This is a genomic window from Bradyrhizobium canariense, assembly GCF_019402665.1.
Lineage (GTDB): Bacteria > Pseudomonadota > Alphaproteobacteria > Rhizobiales > Xanthobacteraceae > Bradyrhizobium > Bradyrhizobium canariense.
This window is the reverse complement of the sequence record NZ_VSST01000017.1, coordinates 1-18,523: the sequence shown is the minus strand read 5'-3', so window position 1 is coordinate 18,523 and position 18,523 is coordinate 1. Positions and strand designations below refer to the sequence as shown.

Here is an 18,523-nt window from a genome sequence, read left to right as displayed (position 1 = left end):
GTTCAGTCCCGAGACTCCAACGAGAGATAGGGCTCTCGTCGTACAGACCGACCTGATCCCGATCCCAATCCGGACTTTCGGAGAGCCTATCTTCGTCGTACGATGCGTCCCCCCAAAGCTAGGGGAGCACGAGACGACGCGAATTCGGGGGCGCAACGTCCCACTGGTTCTGAGGCAATTCGCGGGATTTAACAGCAAGTCGGCCAAATGCTCCATCGCACGCGCCGTCTCTTAGTCCGCCAGCAGACCGCGGTGATCAATTCGATCGGATCGCATCTGCCGTATTGACCTTGTGATCTTTGATCTCCGACCAGCGATCAAAAGTCAGTCTCGATGGACGAGCCAATTGCCTGGTCCAGGCGTCGACAATGTCCGATCCACGATCATTAGCTCTCAGGACAAATTCAAGCCGAGCTATCAGCTACGTCATCGATCTGGTCGCAATTGGAGCCATCTATCTCGTCTTGGCAAAAGGCGGGCTTACTCTCGCCTCCATTCATCCCAGTGCAACGCCAATTTGGCCACCGACGGGTGTCGCGCTAGCGGCGGTGCTGTTGCGGGGATATCGGATCTGGCCAGCAATTTTTGCGGCCGCGATGATCGCTAATGTTACGACGGCAGGCTCCGTTGCCACCGCAATTGCGATTGCGGCCGGTAACTCTCTCGAAGCAGTTACTGGCGCTTATTTTATTAATCGATGGTCGGGTGGGTGTAACACGTTTTCAAAGCCCGACTCTGTCGCAAAGTTTGCTGTGATTTGCGTCGTGATCGCGACACCGATCAGTGCCAGCATTGGACTGACCAGTCTGGCAATGTTCGGGTACATCAAACAGCAGAATTTCGCGGACGCGTGGATCACCTGGTGGCTGGGCGACGTGACTGGCGCGCTGGTCATTGCCCCCGCGGTCGTGCTTTGGACATCAAGCCGCTATCATTCGTTCAATTCCCGTGAACTTCTGGAGACGGCCGGCGTCCTCACGACAGCGTCGGTTGTCGGACTGATTGCATTCAGCCCCCTGATCGAGCAGACGCCCGGCCGAGATCCACTCGGTTTTCTCGCCATCCTGCCCATGTTATGGGCGGCGCTGCGTCGCGGGCCACGCGATACCGCAACGGTTGCCCTCGTGCTTGCGGGCATCACGATTTGGGGAACGCACACGGGCGGCGGCCCCTTCGCGACGCCAGATCCCAATGCGTCATTCTTGCTCGTTTTGATGTTCTTGATCAGTATTACCGTTCCAAGCTTGCTGCTGAGCGCTGATGTCGAGGTCCGCAAGAAAGCGGAACGAAGCCTGCGCCGCGCGCACGTCGAACTCGAGCAGAAAGTCGCAGAGCGTACGCGGGAACTGGAGCTCGCCAACGCAGCGAAATCGCGCTTTCTCGCCATGGCAAGCCATGATTTGCGGCAGCCCTTACATGCGTTGGGGTTGTTCGTCGCCCAGCTGCGCACGCCGCTCAAACCGGAAGAAAGGACAAAAACGGTCGAACGAATCGACGCCACCCGCAAGGAAATGGATGAAATGTTCAATTCGCTCCTGGACATTTCCAGGCTGGATGCCGGGATGCTTATCCCCCAAATTACCGAGTTCCCGATCGGGCGCCTGTTGCAAAAAATCGAGACGGCGTTTGACCAGGCGACGCAAAAAAAGGATCTGCGGCTACGCGTCAGGCCAAGTGACGCATGGGTGCGAAGCGACGCGATGCTGCTCGAACGCATCATGCTGAATCTCGTATCGAATGCGGTGCGCTATACCTTGCGGGGCGGTATCGTGGTCGGATGTCGCCGGCGTGGTGAAATGTTGCGTATCGAAGTATGGGATACCGGTCCTGGCATTCCCGAGGATCAAAAGCACAATATCTTCGGTGAGTTTTTTCAGATTCCCACCGCCGAACAGAACCGGTCCGTCGGACTGGGCCTCGGCCTCGCTATCGTCGACAAGCTTCGCGTGCTTCTCCACCATCAAATCGACCTGGCTTCGACTATGGGCCGAGGTTCGCGATTTGCGATCCTGGTTCCGAAAATCGATCAATGCGTCAGGTCCGCGGCGCCCGCCGACTTACCATACCCCGGTGCCTTCGCAATCGACGGCAAGGCAATTCTCGTTATTGCCGATACTCCGATCGTGCAGGAGGGAACGGGCGGACTGCTTAGCAAATGGGGATACTCGGTTCTTGCCTCCGGATCCGACGAACCTGCACTTGTCCAACTTGCCGAGCGCGAACAGCGCCCAGATCTCATAATCTCGGACTATCATCTCGCAAGCGGGAAGACCGGCATCCGGGCAATTGAACAAATCAATGCGGCGTTTGGCTCGTCAATTCCCGCCATTCTCATCAGCGGCGATACCGCAGCTGAACCTCTGCGGGACGCCAGGGACAGAGGCTACATTTTGCTGCACAAGCCGGTCGACCCGATGCGGCTCCGCGCTGTCATGCATGAGCTCCTCAGAGATCATGATGGTGGAGGAGGCACCCGGGCAGTCTCATGATTCAGACTTCGGCGGCCATTCCCAGCCCATTTTTCCGACTTTTATGATGGCTTCAGTGCGGGTCGCTACCCCGAGCGCCTTGAGAACGACCGTCATGTGATTCTTCACTGTCGGCACTGCCATATTGAGCGTCCTGGCAATGACCTTGTTGCTTTTTCCCTTCATCAGGAGCGCAAGTACGTCGATCTGACGATCGGTCAATCCTCGCCCCTTGAGTGAGTCGCGAGCCAATGGTTTATCCGCAAACCGCGGACCTGCCGTTTCCTCCAGAATCTCCGAGGGAATGTAAACTCCGCCGGAGAACACCAACTCAATAGCATTGAGCATCACTTCACGTTCCGTGGTTTTCGGAATGAAACCCAGCGCGCCAAGTTTGAAAGCGCGCCTGACCGTGTCCTGATCATCGGAGGACGAGAGAATGATGATAGCAATCGCCGTATAGCGATGGCGCAGTTCGCAAAGGACAGAGAAGCCGTCGCGGTCAGGCAAATTGATATCGAGCAAAATGAGGCTGATATCGGGATGCTCCTCGACGATGCGCATGGCCTCTCGACTGCTCGAAGCCTCGAATATCACGGCCTCTCGCTTCAATTGCTTCAGGACGCCGTGCAACGCCTCGCGGATTAATGTGTGATCGTCAACAACAAGAACCTTCATAAAACTGCTCTCCGTCCAATGACCGCCCGGAGATCAATGAAAAAATCATACACCCACCTTGGAAACCGTTCACCTTCTATCTCTGGTCCAGTGGTTCGCCGTCAGGCACTCAAAGTAGGAGCCGAGTGCTGCTGTGCGTTATGGTTGCAACCGGCACACAATCGTAATGAGCAAGGACTACATGAAGCGCGGTCCTCGCCGCCCTACCGTCCACGCGAGCGATGAATTGCTCATCGCGTGGTTGAGGGTATCAAATAGATGCCGCCGCCCCGACGGTACCTTCGTCATAGGACCTAGGCACCTCTTCATACCGACCTGCGGCCAATTTACACACTGCGCAACTTAAACGATGATGTCGACGGTCACCCTCTACACCAGCGTTTTACTCAAGCGCGGCCATATGATCATTGTCGCGATTGGTGTCGTGGCCAGGTCGACGTGAAGCAACGCTGGACTGCGGCGCTGTCACGACCGGAGCAGGGCCGCGCTTTTGGTCAAATCGGTCGCTTTCGATCGTTCCTCTTTAAGCGTGCGCGCACGCTAGACGAGGCAAGCCAATGCTAACCGCCACCCCGAAGCCATCAGCGGCCGCACTGCCGGAGCTGAAAGCCAACGGCCGTGACCTGCGGATTGACGCCTGCCGCGGCATCGCGCTCTGGTGCATCTTTCTTGATCATGTCCCCAATAACATTGGAAGCTGGCTGACGCCGCGAAACTACGGCTTCAGCGATGCGGCGGAACTGTTCATGTTCGTCTCGGGCGTCACCTGCGCACTGGCCTACGGTAAGGTATGGAGGTGCGAGGGATGGACCCGCGTGATCCGCCGAACGCTGCGGCGAAGCTGGGACATCTATGTCGCATTTCTGCTGCTCACGCTCGCCTGCGCCCTTCTAGTCCGCATCGCTGGCGTGGAACGCCTCGCTGACGAGAGCAATACGCGCATTCTGTTGGATCAGCCCGGCGCGACGCTCGCGCACGCGGCGATCCTGCAGTATCGTCCGGTCAATACCGACGTATTGCCGATCTTCGTGCTTCTCCACCTCTTGTTCGCGCCGTTGCTGTGGTTGCTGCTGCGACTGCCGAACGTGACGCTTGGCGCTTCGCTGGCGCTTTATACGCTGGTGCATATATTCGGCTGGTCCTTGCCGGCGTGGCCGAACGGCCACTGGGCTTTCAATCCACTGGCCTGGCAACTGCTCGTGGTCCTTGGCGCGTGGGTGATAATCGAGGGCGAAAGAGTACGCCCCTGGCTAACGTCGCGCATGGTGCTTGTGCCTGCCGTTCTTTATCTGGTCTTCAGCCTCGCCATCGTATTGAGCTGGAGAATCAAGCCGCTGGAAGCGTTGATACCGAAGGGGCTGACGAACTTGGCTTACCCGATGGACAAATCGAACCTCGATCCGTTGCGTCTGTTGCATTTCTTGGCTCTTGCGGTTGTAGCGGTATGGTTCGTGCCACCCAATCGACAAGCATTGACGACTGCGGTGATGCGCGGCGCCATCCTCTGTGGCAAGCACTCGTTGCCAATCTTCTGCCTCGGCGTTCTGCTCACGCTCGTCAGCCTCCTGGCGCTGCTCGACATATCTGAGGGGCTTGCGATGCAGATCACGCTCAGCGTTGGTGGCGTCCTAACGATGATCGTGGCGGCGACGCTGCTGAACTTGATCAAGATCAAACCCAGGCCGCAGCCGACCGCTGTCCTGCCTATGGGTGTGCGCGACACCCTTGGCTGGCGCCCCCTGGAAGCGTTTCGACGAGGACCGCGCGAGCTCGCAGGGGCCGCCGGCCAGAATGTCATCATCGATTGCCGGTTCGGGGAGAGGCAATCCCACGGGGTGCTTCGCGTCGCCGACGAATTGGTAGCGCTCAAGGCAGATGTCATCGCAGCGTCGCCGGCGACTGCAACCATGGTGGCCAACAATGCAACGCACGGTTCTATAGTCGTAATATAGCTATTGACACGTCGGTGCGGACACTTCCCAAAGACCAGAGCTGCTCCCGACATGTCGTCGCTTCCAGCTCGGCCAGCCTGTAGCCCTGCGCCAACGGCCGCACCCTTGCACCAGAAGGGACCTCAACAAATCTCACCCTTGCCGAAACCGCATTAGATTCAAAGAAACCGATCGTTCTTCTGCCGCCCATAACGGCCTAGTTGCCAGTCCGATTTCAGGCTGAACTAGCCACCAAATCAATAGCTGGTCAGGGTTCTATTGGTGGCGGTCTCGAAGTCTCGTCCCAAGAGCCGTGCGCTTTGTCACTAGGGAGAAACAGTTGGCGAAGTACGCTTACGTCACCCTCGCAACGTGGCTGGGCCGTTCCGTTGTCGTTAAGGTGGCACACATCTTTGAAAGGACTGGACTGGCCATGGTTGGCGCCGCAGGCGGCCTGTACGTGGGCGTAGGACTGATGCGCATGGAAACCGAGTTGTTTCGAAATGAATGGATGGTCCTCTTGATGGTGCTTTACGGGGCTTTTGGTTTCTATATGGGCATCGATCTGCCAAGCCGTGTTGCACACACAATAAGATTCCAACGGCCGGAAGAATGGAGCTTCGGTGCCGACGCGGCGGCGCTCGCCAGCGCGGCTGGAACTTTCTTTGCGGCGCTCGCTTTTTTTCTGTCCGTCAGCATGATTGTCCTCGATGAGACCGTAGGCGATGGATTCAGAGTTCTGGTGGGATGCTGTTGGGCGACTGGCACTTCGTTTCAAAATTGCTGCCGGTGCGATAGGCCGCAGCACACTCGGAGGACCTGGGCATGAGTAAAGATAAATCAATGTCGCTTTGGACGCCCGAGGATTTAAGCAGAAAGGCCAAAGAAGACGCTGAGAACGACAACTACAATCCACCGCATTCATGGTGGCCCGGCCGATACAGCGTAGGTACCGAAGCCCGCGACAGGTACGATCGAGCTTTTGATCTTCATCACAGCGACGGGAACGAGTACTAGGCGCTTCAGGCGGCCTCTTCTTTCAGCGATCTTTGTTTGCATCAGATTTGCTCGGACCAGAGAACGCAATGACAGCGTCTTCCTTCATTTCGAAATGCTTGTTGCCTGTTGACGCCTGAGTTGACAGCGCACGGCGATCGAGATGTCGGTTTACGGAGGGCGACCCTCGCTGATGGACGTCCTCACCTGAGCTTTTGAACCCTACGGCACATTCGGCGCGACGATCCGCGGCCCGCGCCGGGTGGCCGCTCTTAAAATAGGAACTGAAAGCACCGGCAGCCTTTAGCCAGGGTCATCCTCTGCTGTTATCGGTGACCGAGAGCCCGTGTGCTCCCGCCTCAAGTTGAGCGGGTGAGCCAATGTGCGACGCTTGCAAAGAGCTAGACGAGATAATCTCCCACTACCAACGGCTCTCGGCCTTCCCCTTCGATCCGCTCACCGCAAAGCGTATTATAGGAGTGGTCGCCGACCTACAGCAGAAACGGGACGCGATGCATCCCATTGTTCTGCCCTCGCTAAAGTTAAGCCGCTGATTCGCCGCGTTCGGGCGTGCTTTTTAGGTATCGCTGCGCGTTGTTTAAGCCCAGGGATGTCATCCATCACCGCCCCGATCAGTGGTCGGCGACTGAGAGCATTGCGCTCCCGCCTCCACCTGAAAGAAGGCGGTCAGATGCCCGATCCCGGCAAGTTCGACATTCGTGAGTGGCTCGTATCACCATTATTGGTGCCGATCTTCCTCTACTGGTGATCGCGGTGGCGGCCGTTCGATAGCGGCAGGTCCCCTGATACCTTCTCCGGCCGCAAACCTGGCACCGAAAGCATCTTGAGTACACCCTCGGGAAACTTCTTGCGCAGCTTTTCAAGGCTCGGATGAGAGCCCGTCTTGTGAAGCTTGACGATAATGTCGGCGATCGCCTCGCCGACGCCGGGGATTTCCGTGAGCCGGTCTTCGGCGATGAGCACGTCCAGAGGGACGGCAAGGGCCGCCAGGCTGTCTGCGGCGCGCGCATAGGCTTTCGCCCTGTACGGGTTGCCGCCACGCAACGCCGCTCGCTGTGCGTATTCTCGCAGGAGACTTACTACGGTGCGACCATCGACGGAAGCCACTCAACGAGCCTCCCGTTCCGCGCCCGGCCTCACCGGAGCAAAGGCTCCTTTAGTGGGTGGTCCGTCATCGCGCCGGCCATCGAGAGATTCCTCAATTTTGTGCGCTGCCCGGAAGTCCTCAAGGTGCTGCGTGTTCGGGCTATAAGCGGCCTCCTTCTTGAGGAGATTGTAAATTCGTCCCGCAACCAGCTGCAGATGCTTCATCCTGCCCTGCGGCATGGATCAGGCCTTGCAAAGAGCCCGGACAGCGTAGGCGCGGAAGTAGTCAAAAGCGTCCGACATGATGTCGGTAAACGCCTTAGTTCTGTCGGCATCGTCAGCCCGCAGGTCCGTTATGGGCGACATTTGGCGTGCACCTATAATCGTCAGCAGCCCACAGCTCAGCGCGTGGCGAGAGCAATGAAGGCAGGGGCGATGAAAGCGCCGCTGCGACCTTCGTTTGCGGCAGGGCCTGTTCGAAACGTTCGGACGTTACGTTTTCGGACTTGGCTGCGGAGTGGGGTAGCTTGGGAAGGCTGAGAAGGAGTGGGATTATTCTGCTGCTGAGGTGCTACGGCGTCGCCGCCCGCATGAGGAACGCACGTACCGATGTTGCTGAGCAGGCGTTTGGCCTGGAGGTCGCGGGCCTTAGAGTATTCGCGGCGTCGCTCGATATTGGCCGGAGCCCATCTGTCCCAAGCCTCGAAAGCGTCCGTATAGTGCTTTCGCATCTGCTCCTCGGCGGCGAGGCAATCGGCGAACTTGTCGAAGACCAGGTCGGTGTCCACCGGGGTCATCCTCCTACCAGAACAACGAGCATCCATTTCATCTTGCCGATCGCCTTTCGCGCGGGGCGAATTCTCCGCAAACGCGAAGGATACCCTTCACGGTGGTTAGATGGCCCGGCGGCTGCGACCGGCCACAAAACCGTAGACGAAAAGCACGATGATGGCGCCTACCACTGCCCCCACTAGCCCCGCGCCTTCTCCTGGCCGGTACCAGCCGAGAGATTGGCCAAGATAGGTCGCAACGAACGCGCCCACTATTCCCAGGATCGTGGTCAGGATGAAACCCGAGGGCTCGTTGTCGCCGGGCATGATGAACTTCGCGATGACGCCTGCGATGAAACCGATGATGATCGTCCAGATGATGCCCATGTCTCTCTCTCTCGATCGCTGTGATTATCCCGCCGATGGAGCCGGAAGACGTCCATCAGGTGTGTATTTGTCCACGGCTGTCGGAAGCTCTCGGGACAAGCGGTCGAGAATCTCCTGCTGCGACAGGCCGGTCTGCTGCTCCAGCTTTTGAAGGACGTCCGGACCGATAGCCTGCTGGAGTTCGGGCGGGGTGACTTCGCGGTTTGGCCCTTGATTGATCCAGGATTGGGCTGCATCGCCCTGCCCGTTCTGCTTGAAGTGCTGGAGCAGTTCGCCGATCCCGCCGTTCAGGAGCGAACCCACGCCGCCGCCTCCCACAAGGCCGCCAAGGTTGCCGAGCATGCCGCTCAGGGAATCCTTGGCACCCGCCGACTGACCGGAGTTAGCATTGCGAAACATGTCCGCCAGCTTGTCACGATTCTGGTAACCGGCGATCGCGAGCATACCCAGGAGGGCGGTCATCGATGGCATTCCACGACTCATATTCGGCTCCTAAGTTAGACGATCGGCAACCAACCTACGCTGGGCTGAGAAGTTCCAGATTTTCCCGGTCGGTGGGTTCGGAACGGAGGATCTAAAAAAGCATCTGCAAGAAAACGGGAGCGGGCTCCGGGCGCGTACTTGAAGCTCCGGAGCGTTCGGAGCTGGCCAACTCGGGCGACGTGCGCCAAAGGGCCGCTGTGCTCATGCGGTGCGACGAAGCCTTCGTGCAGGCGGTCGAGCAAACGAAAATGGAAAGGCCAGCAAAGGTGGAGCAGAGATGCTGCCGGCGCTCGTTCGGCTTCGGCCCGCAACAGCTTCTTTGAGGGAACCCCGCGATTCCTTGAAGCGTTGCACTGGCCATCAGTTTCGCAGACGGAGGAGCAGATGGCCGCGAAGAAGAAAACCCCACGGGGACGCAAACAAGATCGCGCCCGCGTGGCTAAAGGCCAGGACTACGAAGTGCGATACGAAGCAAAGAAGACTGGCCGCTCGGCCTCGGCAGTGAAGAAGGCCGTGAAGAAGGTCGGCAACAGCCGCAAGCGGGTCGAGAAACGTCTCGGCCGCTGAGGGCCAGGTTCGCCGCGTATTCGGCATGGCGGTTGGCGGCCATCAGATCCTGCAGGAGAAGCGGGTGAAGGCGGTCAGCGTCTGCAGGCGCGGCTCCACGTCGCGCAGGTAGATCTCGGTCCGGAGAAACGCGAGCTCGGTGTCCAGCGCGGACTCGCAGACGTCGACGTACCAGGATTTTGGCCGGCCGTCTGTGCCGTCGCTCCACCGATAGCCGCGCCGCTTCAGCGAATCCTTGAGTTCGAACGGCGACTGTTCGGCCCAGATCCGGATGGTCTTCTGTCGTGCGGTCTCGAGCAGGACGGCGAGCGCGGGCGCGCCGGTCGTTGGTAGGTCGAAGTCCAAGATCTCGAGCAGCGCGTGACAGTCGTCAACCGCGCGGTGCGCCTGGTGGAAATAGCCGGCGCCATTCAGAAGGTAGCCGAGCTTCGCTCCATCGAAGCCGTGCTGCCGCCACTGGACCTCGGTCGCGGAGCATGCCCACGCCTTCCGCTCGAAGATGGGCCAGTAGCGTTCGGAAAACTTCCGATCGAATCCACTGTTATGCGCGATGACCAGGACCACGGAATCATCAACGAAGGCGTTCACGGCGGCCTCGTCGATCCTGTGGCCGGCCACCATTTCGTCGGTGATGCCGGTAAGCGCCGTGATCTCGGCCGGGATCGGCTCGGACGGCTCATTGAAGGCGGAGAACGTGTCCCTGACATCAATGATGCGCCCGTCCGGCGTGTAGCCGAACTTGACCATGCCGAGCTCGATGAGTTCGTCCTTGCGGTGGTCGAGGCCGGTGGTCTCGGTGTCGAGCAGGATGCCGATCCTCAATTCCTGTCCGGAGCCCGCCACCGACCTCGGCCGCGGCACCAGGCGCCGGAGCACCCGGTAGTCACTCGATCGGCCTAGCTCCTCGGCCATCGCGGCCAGATCCGATGCGTTTTGAAACATCTCTTCTCGTCGTGAGCCGGTGACGTAGTCCCGTGAGGCGCCACCATAGCGGGGGTGCCGGTCACGAGAAATCTGAAAGACGAGCAATTCACGGGCTTTTGGGGAGTGTCGGTGCAGTTGGATCCCCTTGCGGGACGCTCGCGCAGGGCCTCGATCGCGAGCGCACCGGAGAGGTCCGCGCCTGTGAATGGGGCGGATCGGGCGGGCATCTCCGGGCGGCTAGGCAGGATCCGCGTATGGTTGTCGACCCCGGATTGCTACGGTCACGCTGGTGCGTGATCGTTTACGATCTGCAACTATATTTGTATCCATGGATCTCGAGTACGACCCCAAGCGCGAGGCCGTCGCGGCGATGAAGCTTGCCGCCCAAGCCAATGGAGCAGAGCGGCATAGATGGATCACCGCCGCGCTGGCGTGGTCGGAGCTCACCCGCCTAGGCGGGGCTGCCGAGGACAACCTGCGGGAAGAGCGCCCTACGCGGCAGTTCGTTACCGGTGTGCAAGGCGCAGCGCCTGCCCCACCGCCTTCCAAGCCGCTAGGATCGCGTTCAGGGGGAAACGCGATGCCGCACCCGCTGACGCGTGATGAGATCCGCCCTTAGCGCTCAACATTACCACACGGCACGGCTTTGTCAGAGGTCCGTCATTGGACAGGAAGGCTGAAGATTCGTGAGCGGCCGAATGGCTCATTTCCACGTTGAGTCATTCGCGTCGATTTGCCCACCTCTTCTCGATGTCCGCTCTGACCCCGACTGCGGACGTGCCGGACACGATGGCGATCTTCGTCTTCGGGTCAAAAACGTAAGTCACCACCTCATTCGATCGTGTTGTTGGCACAGGAGATCAACCCAGGCGGCATTTCGAGACCGAGCGCTTTTGCAGTTCTAAGATTGACGATCAATTCAAATTAAGTCGGCTGCTCAACGGGCACATCAACCACTTTGGCGCCTCGCAAAAGCTTCGCGACCTGATGGGCGCAGTGACGAAAAATGACGCTGAGACGCGACAACCTCCGAACCGAAGGAAAGTCTGAAATTGGCCACTTCCGGACACCGGCATCACAACAAGACAGCCTATGCGGTCCTCACCGGCGCGGTGAGCGCCAGCGCCGCCACGGCATCCGCTATTCCCGCGGCATCTGCATAGGTAACCATGTGACCGGCATCCTCGACCAGATGTAGCACCGAGCTAGGCAACACCTCGTGCAGGCGGCGCGACTGGTCGGCCTCGATGAGCCGGTCACCCTTTCCATGCAGGATCCTAACGGGAGACCGGATGCCCTGATACTGAAGCTGCAACTGCGCGGCCGCTGGAATAAGGAACGCGCTCTCCTCGGCGGCCGCCCTCAACTGCTTGGGCCGGAGAGCCAACGAGATCGGAAATTCATTCTTGAATTTCGGCGGAATGGCACGCGGCGCGAACAGCGTGCGCATCAGCTTCGGCGTAATAGCCCACGATATGATCGGCGAGATAGTGTAGCGCATCAGATCCCCGAGCAGCGGCAGTGCCGGACCTGACATGAGCCAAAAATCCATCCGAAAGGTTGGAAAATAGTAGCCGGACACAAGCACGAGCCCACTCACGGCATAACCGCTTCGCAGCGCCAGCGCGATTGCCACCAGCGTTCCCCAGGAGTGGCCGAGCACCACGGGATTGCGCACTCCAAGCTGATCAAGAGCCTTCGCGAACAAGGAAGCTTGCGTTGTGGCCGTCCAGATGCGCGTGCGCGGACGGTCGCTGTAGCCAAATCCTGGCCGGTCGAAGCAAACGACGCGATAGTCTTGGGCCAGGCGGTCGACCAAACCGCTTAGGACGAGATCCTGAATCATGGTGCCGTTCCCGTGAAACAGGACCACGCAAGGGGCGGCGGTATCGCCCCGTTCAATATAGTGAAGGCGCACTCCGTCGCACTCGGTAAAGACGCCGATCGGGGGATTCTTTCGCTCCGCTGCCACCTGAAACGCGATGTTGCCGAGGATCAAAACGACAAGTCCTGCCAAAACGATCATCAGCACGGCTTCTGTTGTGGACATGGTGTCAACCTATATGCGCGATGGCGGGTACCTCGGATTGGGCGCACCGAGGCCGCTTAGGGCCGATGCTGATTCGGCTCCCTCGTTGTGAGCCGCGCGCCCCAGCCGAAAGCAAGCAACCGCGCGTGCGTGATCCGCGTTCGCTTCCATCCTTTGCCGCAGCGGATACGGCTTGCAGTTATCGTCCCGACAGAGCGGTGAGCTCTTGGGGCGGATTGATGCGCCAGACCGGATAAGCCGCCAGTTCTTTCGAATGCTGCCCGACCATATCGAGCCGTCTGTTTGTAAACTCCGTAATGACGCCAAAAAATTCAGTCGGTGACTTGATCGTCGCAAGTCTGAGGCCGAATTCAAAAGCAAATTGCGCGTTGGCCGCGGCTATCTCAAGAAGCTTCGCTTGATACGCCTGCATGTTTGCCGTCGCTAAAGCAACGCCTTTCGTTGGATCGCTATCCGTGATTCTCGGACTGAGGTCATCCGGTAAGGCATCCACCCGAGGCTCAATGAGAGGAACCTCGTGTTTAGAGTCATCATAAAGCCCAAGGGGCGGTTCAATCGAGACTGCCGCAACAGAGCGAAGTAAATCCTGTTTCGGGCTTCGAACAATGGCCTGCTTGTTCTGTTGGGCCCGCGCGGCCATTTTCGGATTGCGGGCGCGCTTCGGCGCTGTCGCCGGCTTGCGTTTGCTCATCTGACACTCCAAGAAAATGGGGGGCGACCACAACGGTCATTTCTGAAAGGACAACAGGCTTTGTGACGTGGCGTTCCAAGCCCTTGCATTGTTGGAGTCCCGCATGCAATCGGACGTTCTGCGCTGTCGAGGATGATTTTAGGTAGCAACTCCAACCAACAAACGTCTAGCTGGCGATCTTCCAGACCTATGCTCAACGGGGCGTCAGTCTGAGAACGATCGGGCCTCCGCGCGTGGCGCTCTCCAAAGGACCGCTTTATCGCGGACGTTCTCATCACGGACGTCAAGCCGCCGGGAGACATCGACGGATGGCACATACCGAACGTTGCCGAGAGGATTATCCTAAAGTCCCGGTGATCTATGCGACCTGTTTCTCGCCCGTCGCGCCCAGCGCTGTCGGCGACGCCAAGCGGTCCGGACGCTCGGCGACGTGCTCGAGGACAACCTGAGCGCCCTGTGAAGCCAGACTACCCACCGAGCGAATGCTCGAGGAAGAAGCGCAGCATTTCCCTCGTCGCATCCGGCCCTTGCGGATCAGTGTAGGACCCGGCGGGACTACCTCCTGACCACGCGTGTCCGGCGCCATCGATGTTCCAGTGTTCGGAAATCGTCCGACCGGCCCCGTCGATCAGGACGGTGCGAGTATAGGCATGGCCGTGGGGTACGCGTCCGCGAAGTACCGTCGTCGTCGGCCTCGTTGCCCTGGCGGACTGCTCGATAATCTGGTCGCCATTCTTTGGATGCACCGTAGTGTCGCGATCGCCATGGAAAACGATGGTCGGCACGGAAATTTTGCTATCCGCAGTTGCCTTGAAGCCGCCTCCCTGCCGCATGGCTACGAACGCGGAGGGAAGATCGCTCGCGGCGCCGCACGCGAGGCCTGAATGAATGCCGACGGCCGCGTACAGGTCGCTATACGTTGCGCCCATGATCGCGGCGGCGGCCCCGCCGGCGGACAGCCCTCCGACGTATACGCGTTTCGGATCGATCGCATGGTCGCGCATGATCTCGCGGGTAATGCCGGCGATGATCGAGGGCTCGCCCCCGCTGCGGCGCTGGTCGCCGGTGCGAAACCAGTTCCAGCACTTCGACTGGTTGGCTCCGCTCGGCTGCTCAGGATAGACCACGAAGCAATTCTGCTCTTCCGCCAGGAAGTTCATCCGGGTGCCGGCCGCGAAATCGTCCGGCGACTGGGTGCAGCCGTGAAGCATTACGATCAGGGGAAGCTGTTGTCCCTGACATCGGCTTGGGATGAATAGCTTGTAGGTCCGGCTTCCCGCGGCGTTACTGAAGGTACCGGCGATAAATCGTGTGTTCTCGGGCACGATGTCCGATGGGGACAGAGGAACGCGCGTGATCGGACTTCGCAGGCCCAGCCCGGAAAAATCCCGCATGCCGTCGACCGGTATGGAGCATCTACGTCCCTGAGCAGAGCGGGTCGGCGCAATCTGCGGAGCTTCCCGCTCCTCGACAACTTCGGCGGTGGCGTCGATGGTGAGCGGATCGAGCCGCGGGAGCCGAGCCTGAGAGGCGCCGCGAGAGTCCGGTCTTGGAGCGCTATCGCCCTGGAGCATGCGCTGCAGCAGCGCGGTGGCCTCGACCAATTGGCCGGCACGCGTGAGGCGGGTTGCTTCGCGGACTATGTCTTGATTCAGCATCGTTCACCTCGTTCTGTCGGCGAGAGCGGCCTTGACCGCGGGAGTGGCGTGAAGGGCACCCAGCACCGAGACCGACGCGATTGTGGCGCGAGCCAACTCAGGAGTGACGTCCTGGGCGATGGTGGCTAAGCCCAAAACATTGATCTGCAGCATCTCGCCGGTGCGCCGCGCCGCTTCGAGATCTTCGCGAGTGTAGTTGCGCAGCCCAAGGTCCAGGTTCTTCCGGGCCGTGGATTGTCTGACGACTTCTACGTGGCGCTCGAGCTGGTTCCGGATTGCTGTCCGGATGAAATCGGTCCGGTTCGAATAGAACCCTTCCTGCACCATAAGATCGACATGACCGAGGTCGACGTAGCCAAGGTTGATCGTGATCTTCTCAGTGTCGGGGGCTTTGGGTCGCAACTCGCGCACATTGTCGGCCATAGCGCTAAACACCTCAATCACCATCCCACTGGATGGCGTGTGGATGATATTTAGATGCCCCTAGGGGACTTTCAAGGGATGAGCGGATATACCCGCGCCCAAGAGCGCGAGATCTGAGAATGGGAGCGTCACCCGTTTGGACTTTGGCGTCCATCCGGCGAGCACGCCGCTTGCGCTCCCCGGCCACTGGGAATGCATCCAATGACCGTCGAACAGTTCGCAGGCGCGCCGTCACGTCGAGAGCGGTCGCCGCATCGTCGCGCGCCAGGCAAATTCCTGGCGAAACTCGCCTCGATCATCGCAAGCCCAAGGGCCAGCTCGTTCAAGGGCTTCAAGCGGAAACAGGTTCGGCGTGCTCCCACGCCGGGCGCACACCAAAATCGAGAACACCGTCCGGTACCTGGGAATTGAAGTCGACGATGCACTCGCAATAGCAGGGCAGGTCGACGTCTGAATTGGCTGAGCAGAGCGGACCTGCTCTGCCCCTCATTACCAGCGACGGCAAACATCACGGCGGCTGAACCGCTCTTCGGCTTAGGGCCAGACTCGGTCCTGCAGGGCTGTCCTTGCTGCAGCCCGGTCTTCACTCAGAAGCTGTTGTTCGGTCCGATCAAGGAGCCGCGCCGCCCCGTCATTTTCGAGAGGCGAGGCCCCTTGATCTCACGCGGCGGATGCGAGTCGGCTTCCGTGGCCGAAAGACCCACGTTTCAGTTGCTGCCTCCGCCCGTTTGGGCGCGAAAGCCGGTTACGACGAACTACTCTCGGTGGGCACTATTTTCCACTCGGCGCGTTCCCCGTTGTAGTCGCCGTGGCCCCCGCTTGCTGCGGCTGCGGCGGCGCTGCCTTAGGAGCCGACGTCAGCATACGAATCTTCCATTGCCCATTCTCACGAACATCAAGAGCAGTCCAAATAGCGTTTATTTCTAGGACATCGCCTTTCTCACTCTTACCAGTAATGTGAGCTTCGCCAGTTGATAGAGCCATGTTTTCTGACAACGGCTGAACTTCGATCACCTTCACCTCGAGGCGATCAAGTCCAGCTTTGAAACCGTCCTCGTAAAACTTGGTATTGTCGGGCTCAATTCCATTCTGAGAAACACGCAGGTAGTTCTTCGTATAGAGTGACGTAATCCCGGCAGCATCTTGTTTGTTGAAGTGCTGCTCGTATGCTGAAGCTATCTTCCCAATTTCCTCCTTGAGATCTGCCGCAGTCGCAGGAACAGCCGACAGTAATAGTGAGAAACATACAGCTCCAAATGCGCGCATGATGTTAGCTCCCTGCTGTTGATGCCTCCCTAAAATAGAGGATGGAGACGAGGCTTACCTCCGTCCTCCTAAGCAACGTCGATCGCGCGGTCGCCCGGTTTCGAGGAACAGGTCCTGTCAGTATTACGGTTGGTACACCTCGGGCGCACTAGCGCCGACCTGCCACTTTCTTGCTGATTCATCGGATGATCGCGAAGTGACGTTGGCTCCTGCTCCAATATAGCTCAACACCGCGATGTCGGCCATGGGTCAAAGACTGCCTCGGCCAAGCCGAATTGCGCTGTTCGGCTCGCCTTTCGAAAGCTGACCCCCTCAGTTTTCTGAGCGAAGGGCAGCCACGGGCCAACAGCGGAAGTCGCGATGTTAGCAAGCATATCGCACCACGCCCTTTGGCGTAGCTGCGCGTCACGTTGGAGAACTCCCCTTCGAAGGTTGCGGCCGTCGGCCAGCCGTTGATCCATTTCATTTCGGCGGACCGGTCAGCAACCGTCTGCCGTACGCCGTTGACCACAAAGCTCGTCCCCGCAGCGTCTGAAACTGGCGTTTATGGCGCTCTGCTCGTGATTGGTCAGCACCACGCGCTCGATTCGAGCCTAGGTGCGAAACGTCAGTTCGCCTGACTGTGGCACGCAGCGCCCCTCCACTTGAGGCAATCGGTCCATCGCACTGTAACCAGCTCCACGGATCCATAGGTGCTCCACGCTCGGCCGAGCCGCACGTGAAATCTCATTCCTTCCGGAACGGACGTAAACTGACCACGTTTTTTTGCTTAGGATGCCGCTCTGATTAGGGAGCCGCAAAGCACCCCGAAAATGCCCGTGAGAGATGGAGAAGGACAATGGCCCACGAACGCCACGAGAACAGGGCTACCCATAATCCAGAGGATAAAGCTTCTCGCGCTGCCGAGAGAGCAACTGAGCAGACCCGGCGCATCGGATTGGCCGCGGCTGAGACAAACGAGCAAGTAGTGAAGACAGGCGCCAATCTTGTACAGCAGAATGCAGAGCTGTTCCAGAACACGTGGCGCTTTGGCCTGGATATGATGACGGCGATGCTGGGGCGTTCAGCAGATCACATGGGCAGAGCCCTTGGTGTGTCTGGAGATGAAGCTCAGGATGCGACCAAGAGATCTGCCCGGAACGCTGAGAGCATCCTCTATTCGGCCACAGCAATGAGCAAAGGTCTTAACGATGCTTCTCGAGAGTGCCTTGAGCTTGCGCGATATCAGATCGAGAGGAGCATGAAAGGAATGAGCGAACTTTGGCAGTGCCGAACGCCTCACGACTTTGCAGCGATGCAGACTGATTTGCTGCGGGAAAGTTTGGAGCGTACGCTACAGAGCAGTCGCCGGATTGCTGACGTTTCGGTGAAGGCGGTGGATGACGCCGCAACACACATGACCGAGACCATGAAGCGAGCAGCCTGATTTGAATTCGAGCGAAAAACTGCGGCCGAAAATCCCGGCCGCTGATCTGCTCGTTGACCTTAAGTCGGGAGGCGTACGAGGGCACTGGTCATATTTAGATGTCCCGTCACGAATTCACGGCAAGGTCGGGTCGCGGTGATCCGGGAGATGGACAAGGTCGCGAATCGGCTTGAGGCGACGAGCTGCGCCGATGTTAGAGGACCGCTGAGCGAGCCCTGTCGCTCAGAATTCCCGGGGCAAGTCATGCTCAGGAATTCCACAACACAAGGGTCGCGAGGGCGAAGCACGTAGGGCCCGAAAAGGGCCAATACCAGAAATCATTCCGAACGGTGTTTGCTGATCCAATCCGGGTTACCGCGCGGGCGCGTTTGGGAGCTACGTCTCCAATCGTCTGAAAGCCGACGCAGGTTCGGAAGGTTATCGGCTTGAGAAAGGCCAACCTCATTAACGAGGAAGTCATCATGATCGATGTCCAAGAATCGATGAGAACGTCTCGAAGCACGTCCGTGGAACAAGGGAAAGATCGGCCGCGTAAATCCCCCGCTCCGCCCAAAGTTGCGTGTCCTCTCCTTTCGTTCAAGCCGAGATGGGGCTGACTTCGTGATCAATCCGGAAGCCATAGCATTGCAACGTTAACGCCGCGCGAGCGGTAGGTTCTTTGACCTTGTCATTTGCGGTAAAATCGACAAGGAGATCGC

The 18,523-nt window shown here is 59.0% G+C and carries 15 protein-coding genes and 1 pseudogene; 5 read left to right on the top strand and 11 right to left on the bottom strand.

Going from position 1 to position 18,523, the window contains the following annotated elements; all coding sequences use genetic code 11:
* Positions 1-368: 368 nt before the first annotated feature.
* Positions 369-2,489: an MASE1 domain-containing protein gene (locus FXB41_RS08820; RefSeq protein WP_219681319.1), complete on the top strand. Its 2,121-nt coding sequence runs from the start codon at positions 369-371 to the stop codon at positions 2,487-2,489.
* On the opposite strand, the gene FXB41_RS08815 is transcribed toward FXB41_RS08820, so the two are convergent.
* Positions 2,484-3,146 carry a response regulator gene (locus FXB41_RS08815; RefSeq protein ID WP_219681317.1) on the bottom strand — a complete coding sequence of 221 codons (663 nt, stop codon included), beginning with the start codon at positions 3,144-3,146 and terminating at the stop codon, positions 2,484-2,486. The two genes, FXB41_RS08820 and FXB41_RS08815, sit on opposite strands and share 6 nt — an antisense overlap.
* Before the next feature lie 557 nt (positions 3,147-3,703).
* On the opposite strand from FXB41_RS08815, the gene FXB41_RS08810 reads away from it, so the two are divergent.
* Positions 3,704-5,098: an OpgC domain-containing protein gene (locus FXB41_RS08810; protein WP_219681316.1), complete on the top strand. Its 1,395-nt coding sequence runs from the start codon at positions 3,704-3,706 to the stop codon at positions 5,096-5,098.
* Between the two features lie 319 nt (positions 5,099-5,417).
* A complete protein-coding gene (locus tag FXB41_RS08805; RefSeq protein WP_246648707.1) occupies positions 5,418-5,906 on the top strand; it encodes a hypothetical protein in 489 nt (162 codons plus the stop codon).
* A 974-nt stretch (positions 5,907-6,880) separates the two neighbouring features.
* Here FXB41_RS08805 and FXB41_RS08800 read toward each other — a convergent pair.
* The 4 genes and pseudogenes from FXB41_RS08800 to FXB41_RS08785 form a co-directional block, all read right to left on the bottom strand.
* Positions 6,881-7,201, bottom strand: a pseudogene (locus FXB41_RS08800) (DNA polymerase/3'-5' exonuclease PolX); the annotation flags it as partial.
* Between the two features lie 380 nt (positions 7,202-7,581).
* On the bottom strand, positions 7,582-7,968 hold the full coding sequence (locus tag FXB41_RS08795) for a hypothetical protein (protein WP_246648706.1): 387 nt from the start codon (positions 7,966-7,968) through the stop codon (positions 7,582-7,584).
* 105 nt (positions 7,969-8,073) lie between these two features.
* The gene (locus FXB41_RS08790; RefSeq protein ID WP_219681314.1) at positions 8,074-8,337 is read right to left on the bottom strand and encodes a GlsB/YeaQ/YmgE family stress response membrane protein; all 264 of its coding nucleotides are present in this window, start codon (positions 8,335-8,337) and stop codon (positions 8,074-8,076) included.
* A 24-nt stretch (positions 8,338-8,361) separates the two neighbouring features.
* Positions 8,362-8,820: a YidB family protein gene (locus tag FXB41_RS08785; RefSeq protein ID WP_219681312.1), complete on the bottom strand. Its 459-nt coding sequence runs from the start codon at positions 8,818-8,820 to the stop codon at positions 8,362-8,364.
* A 384-nt stretch (positions 8,821-9,204) separates the two neighbouring features.
* Here FXB41_RS08785 and FXB41_RS08780 point away from each other — a divergent pair, with 384 nt between their 5' ends.
* A complete protein-coding gene (locus FXB41_RS08780) occupies positions 9,205-9,387 on the top strand; it encodes a DUF3606 domain-containing protein (protein WP_219681310.1) in 183 nt (60 codons plus the stop codon).
* A gap of 42 nt (positions 9,388-9,429) precedes the next feature.
* On the opposite strand, the gene FXB41_RS08775 is transcribed toward FXB41_RS08780, so the two are convergent.
* From FXB41_RS08775 to FXB41_RS08750, 6 genes are all read right to left on the bottom strand, one after another.
* Positions 9,430-10,329 (bottom strand): 3'-5' exonuclease, encoded by a 900-nt coding sequence (locus FXB41_RS08775; protein ID WP_219681396.1) that lies wholly within the window; start codon positions 10,327-10,329, stop codon positions 9,430-9,432.
* 1,072 nt (positions 10,330-11,401) lie between these two features.
* Positions 11,402-12,361 (bottom strand): alpha/beta fold hydrolase, encoded by a 960-nt coding sequence (locus tag FXB41_RS08770; protein ID WP_219681308.1) that lies wholly within the window; start codon positions 12,359-12,361, stop codon positions 11,402-11,404.
* A 178-nt stretch (positions 12,362-12,539) separates the two neighbouring features.
* Positions 12,540-13,052 carry a phasin family protein gene (locus tag FXB41_RS08765; RefSeq protein ID WP_009859254.1) on the bottom strand — a complete coding sequence of 171 codons (513 nt, stop codon included), beginning with the start codon at positions 13,050-13,052 and terminating at the stop codon, positions 12,540-12,542.
* A gap of 467 nt (positions 13,053-13,519) precedes the next feature.
* Positions 13,520-14,710, bottom strand: coding sequence for an extracellular catalytic domain type 1 short-chain-length polyhydroxyalkanoate depolymerase (locus tag FXB41_RS08760; RefSeq protein ID WP_219681306.1), 1,191 nt, complete (start codon positions 14,708-14,710; stop codon positions 13,520-13,522).
* Positions 14,711-14,713: 3 nt separating this feature from the next.
* Entirely contained in the window at positions 14,714-15,133 is a 420-nt protein-coding gene (locus FXB41_RS08755; protein ID WP_035992306.1) for a ribbon-helix-helix domain-containing protein, read from the bottom strand.
* Between the two features lie 771 nt (positions 15,134-15,904).
* A complete protein-coding gene (locus FXB41_RS08750) occupies positions 15,905-16,399 on the bottom strand; it encodes a YybH family protein (protein WP_219681304.1) in 495 nt (164 codons plus the stop codon).
* An 838-nt stretch (positions 16,400-17,237) separates the two neighbouring features.
* Here FXB41_RS08750 and FXB41_RS08745 point away from each other — a divergent pair.
* Positions 17,238-17,825 carry a phasin family protein gene (locus FXB41_RS08745; RefSeq protein ID WP_219681302.1) on the top strand — a complete coding sequence of 196 codons (588 nt, stop codon included), beginning with the start codon at positions 17,238-17,240 and terminating at the stop codon, positions 17,823-17,825.
* The last annotated feature ends 698 nt before the right edge of the window (positions 17,826-18,523 follow it).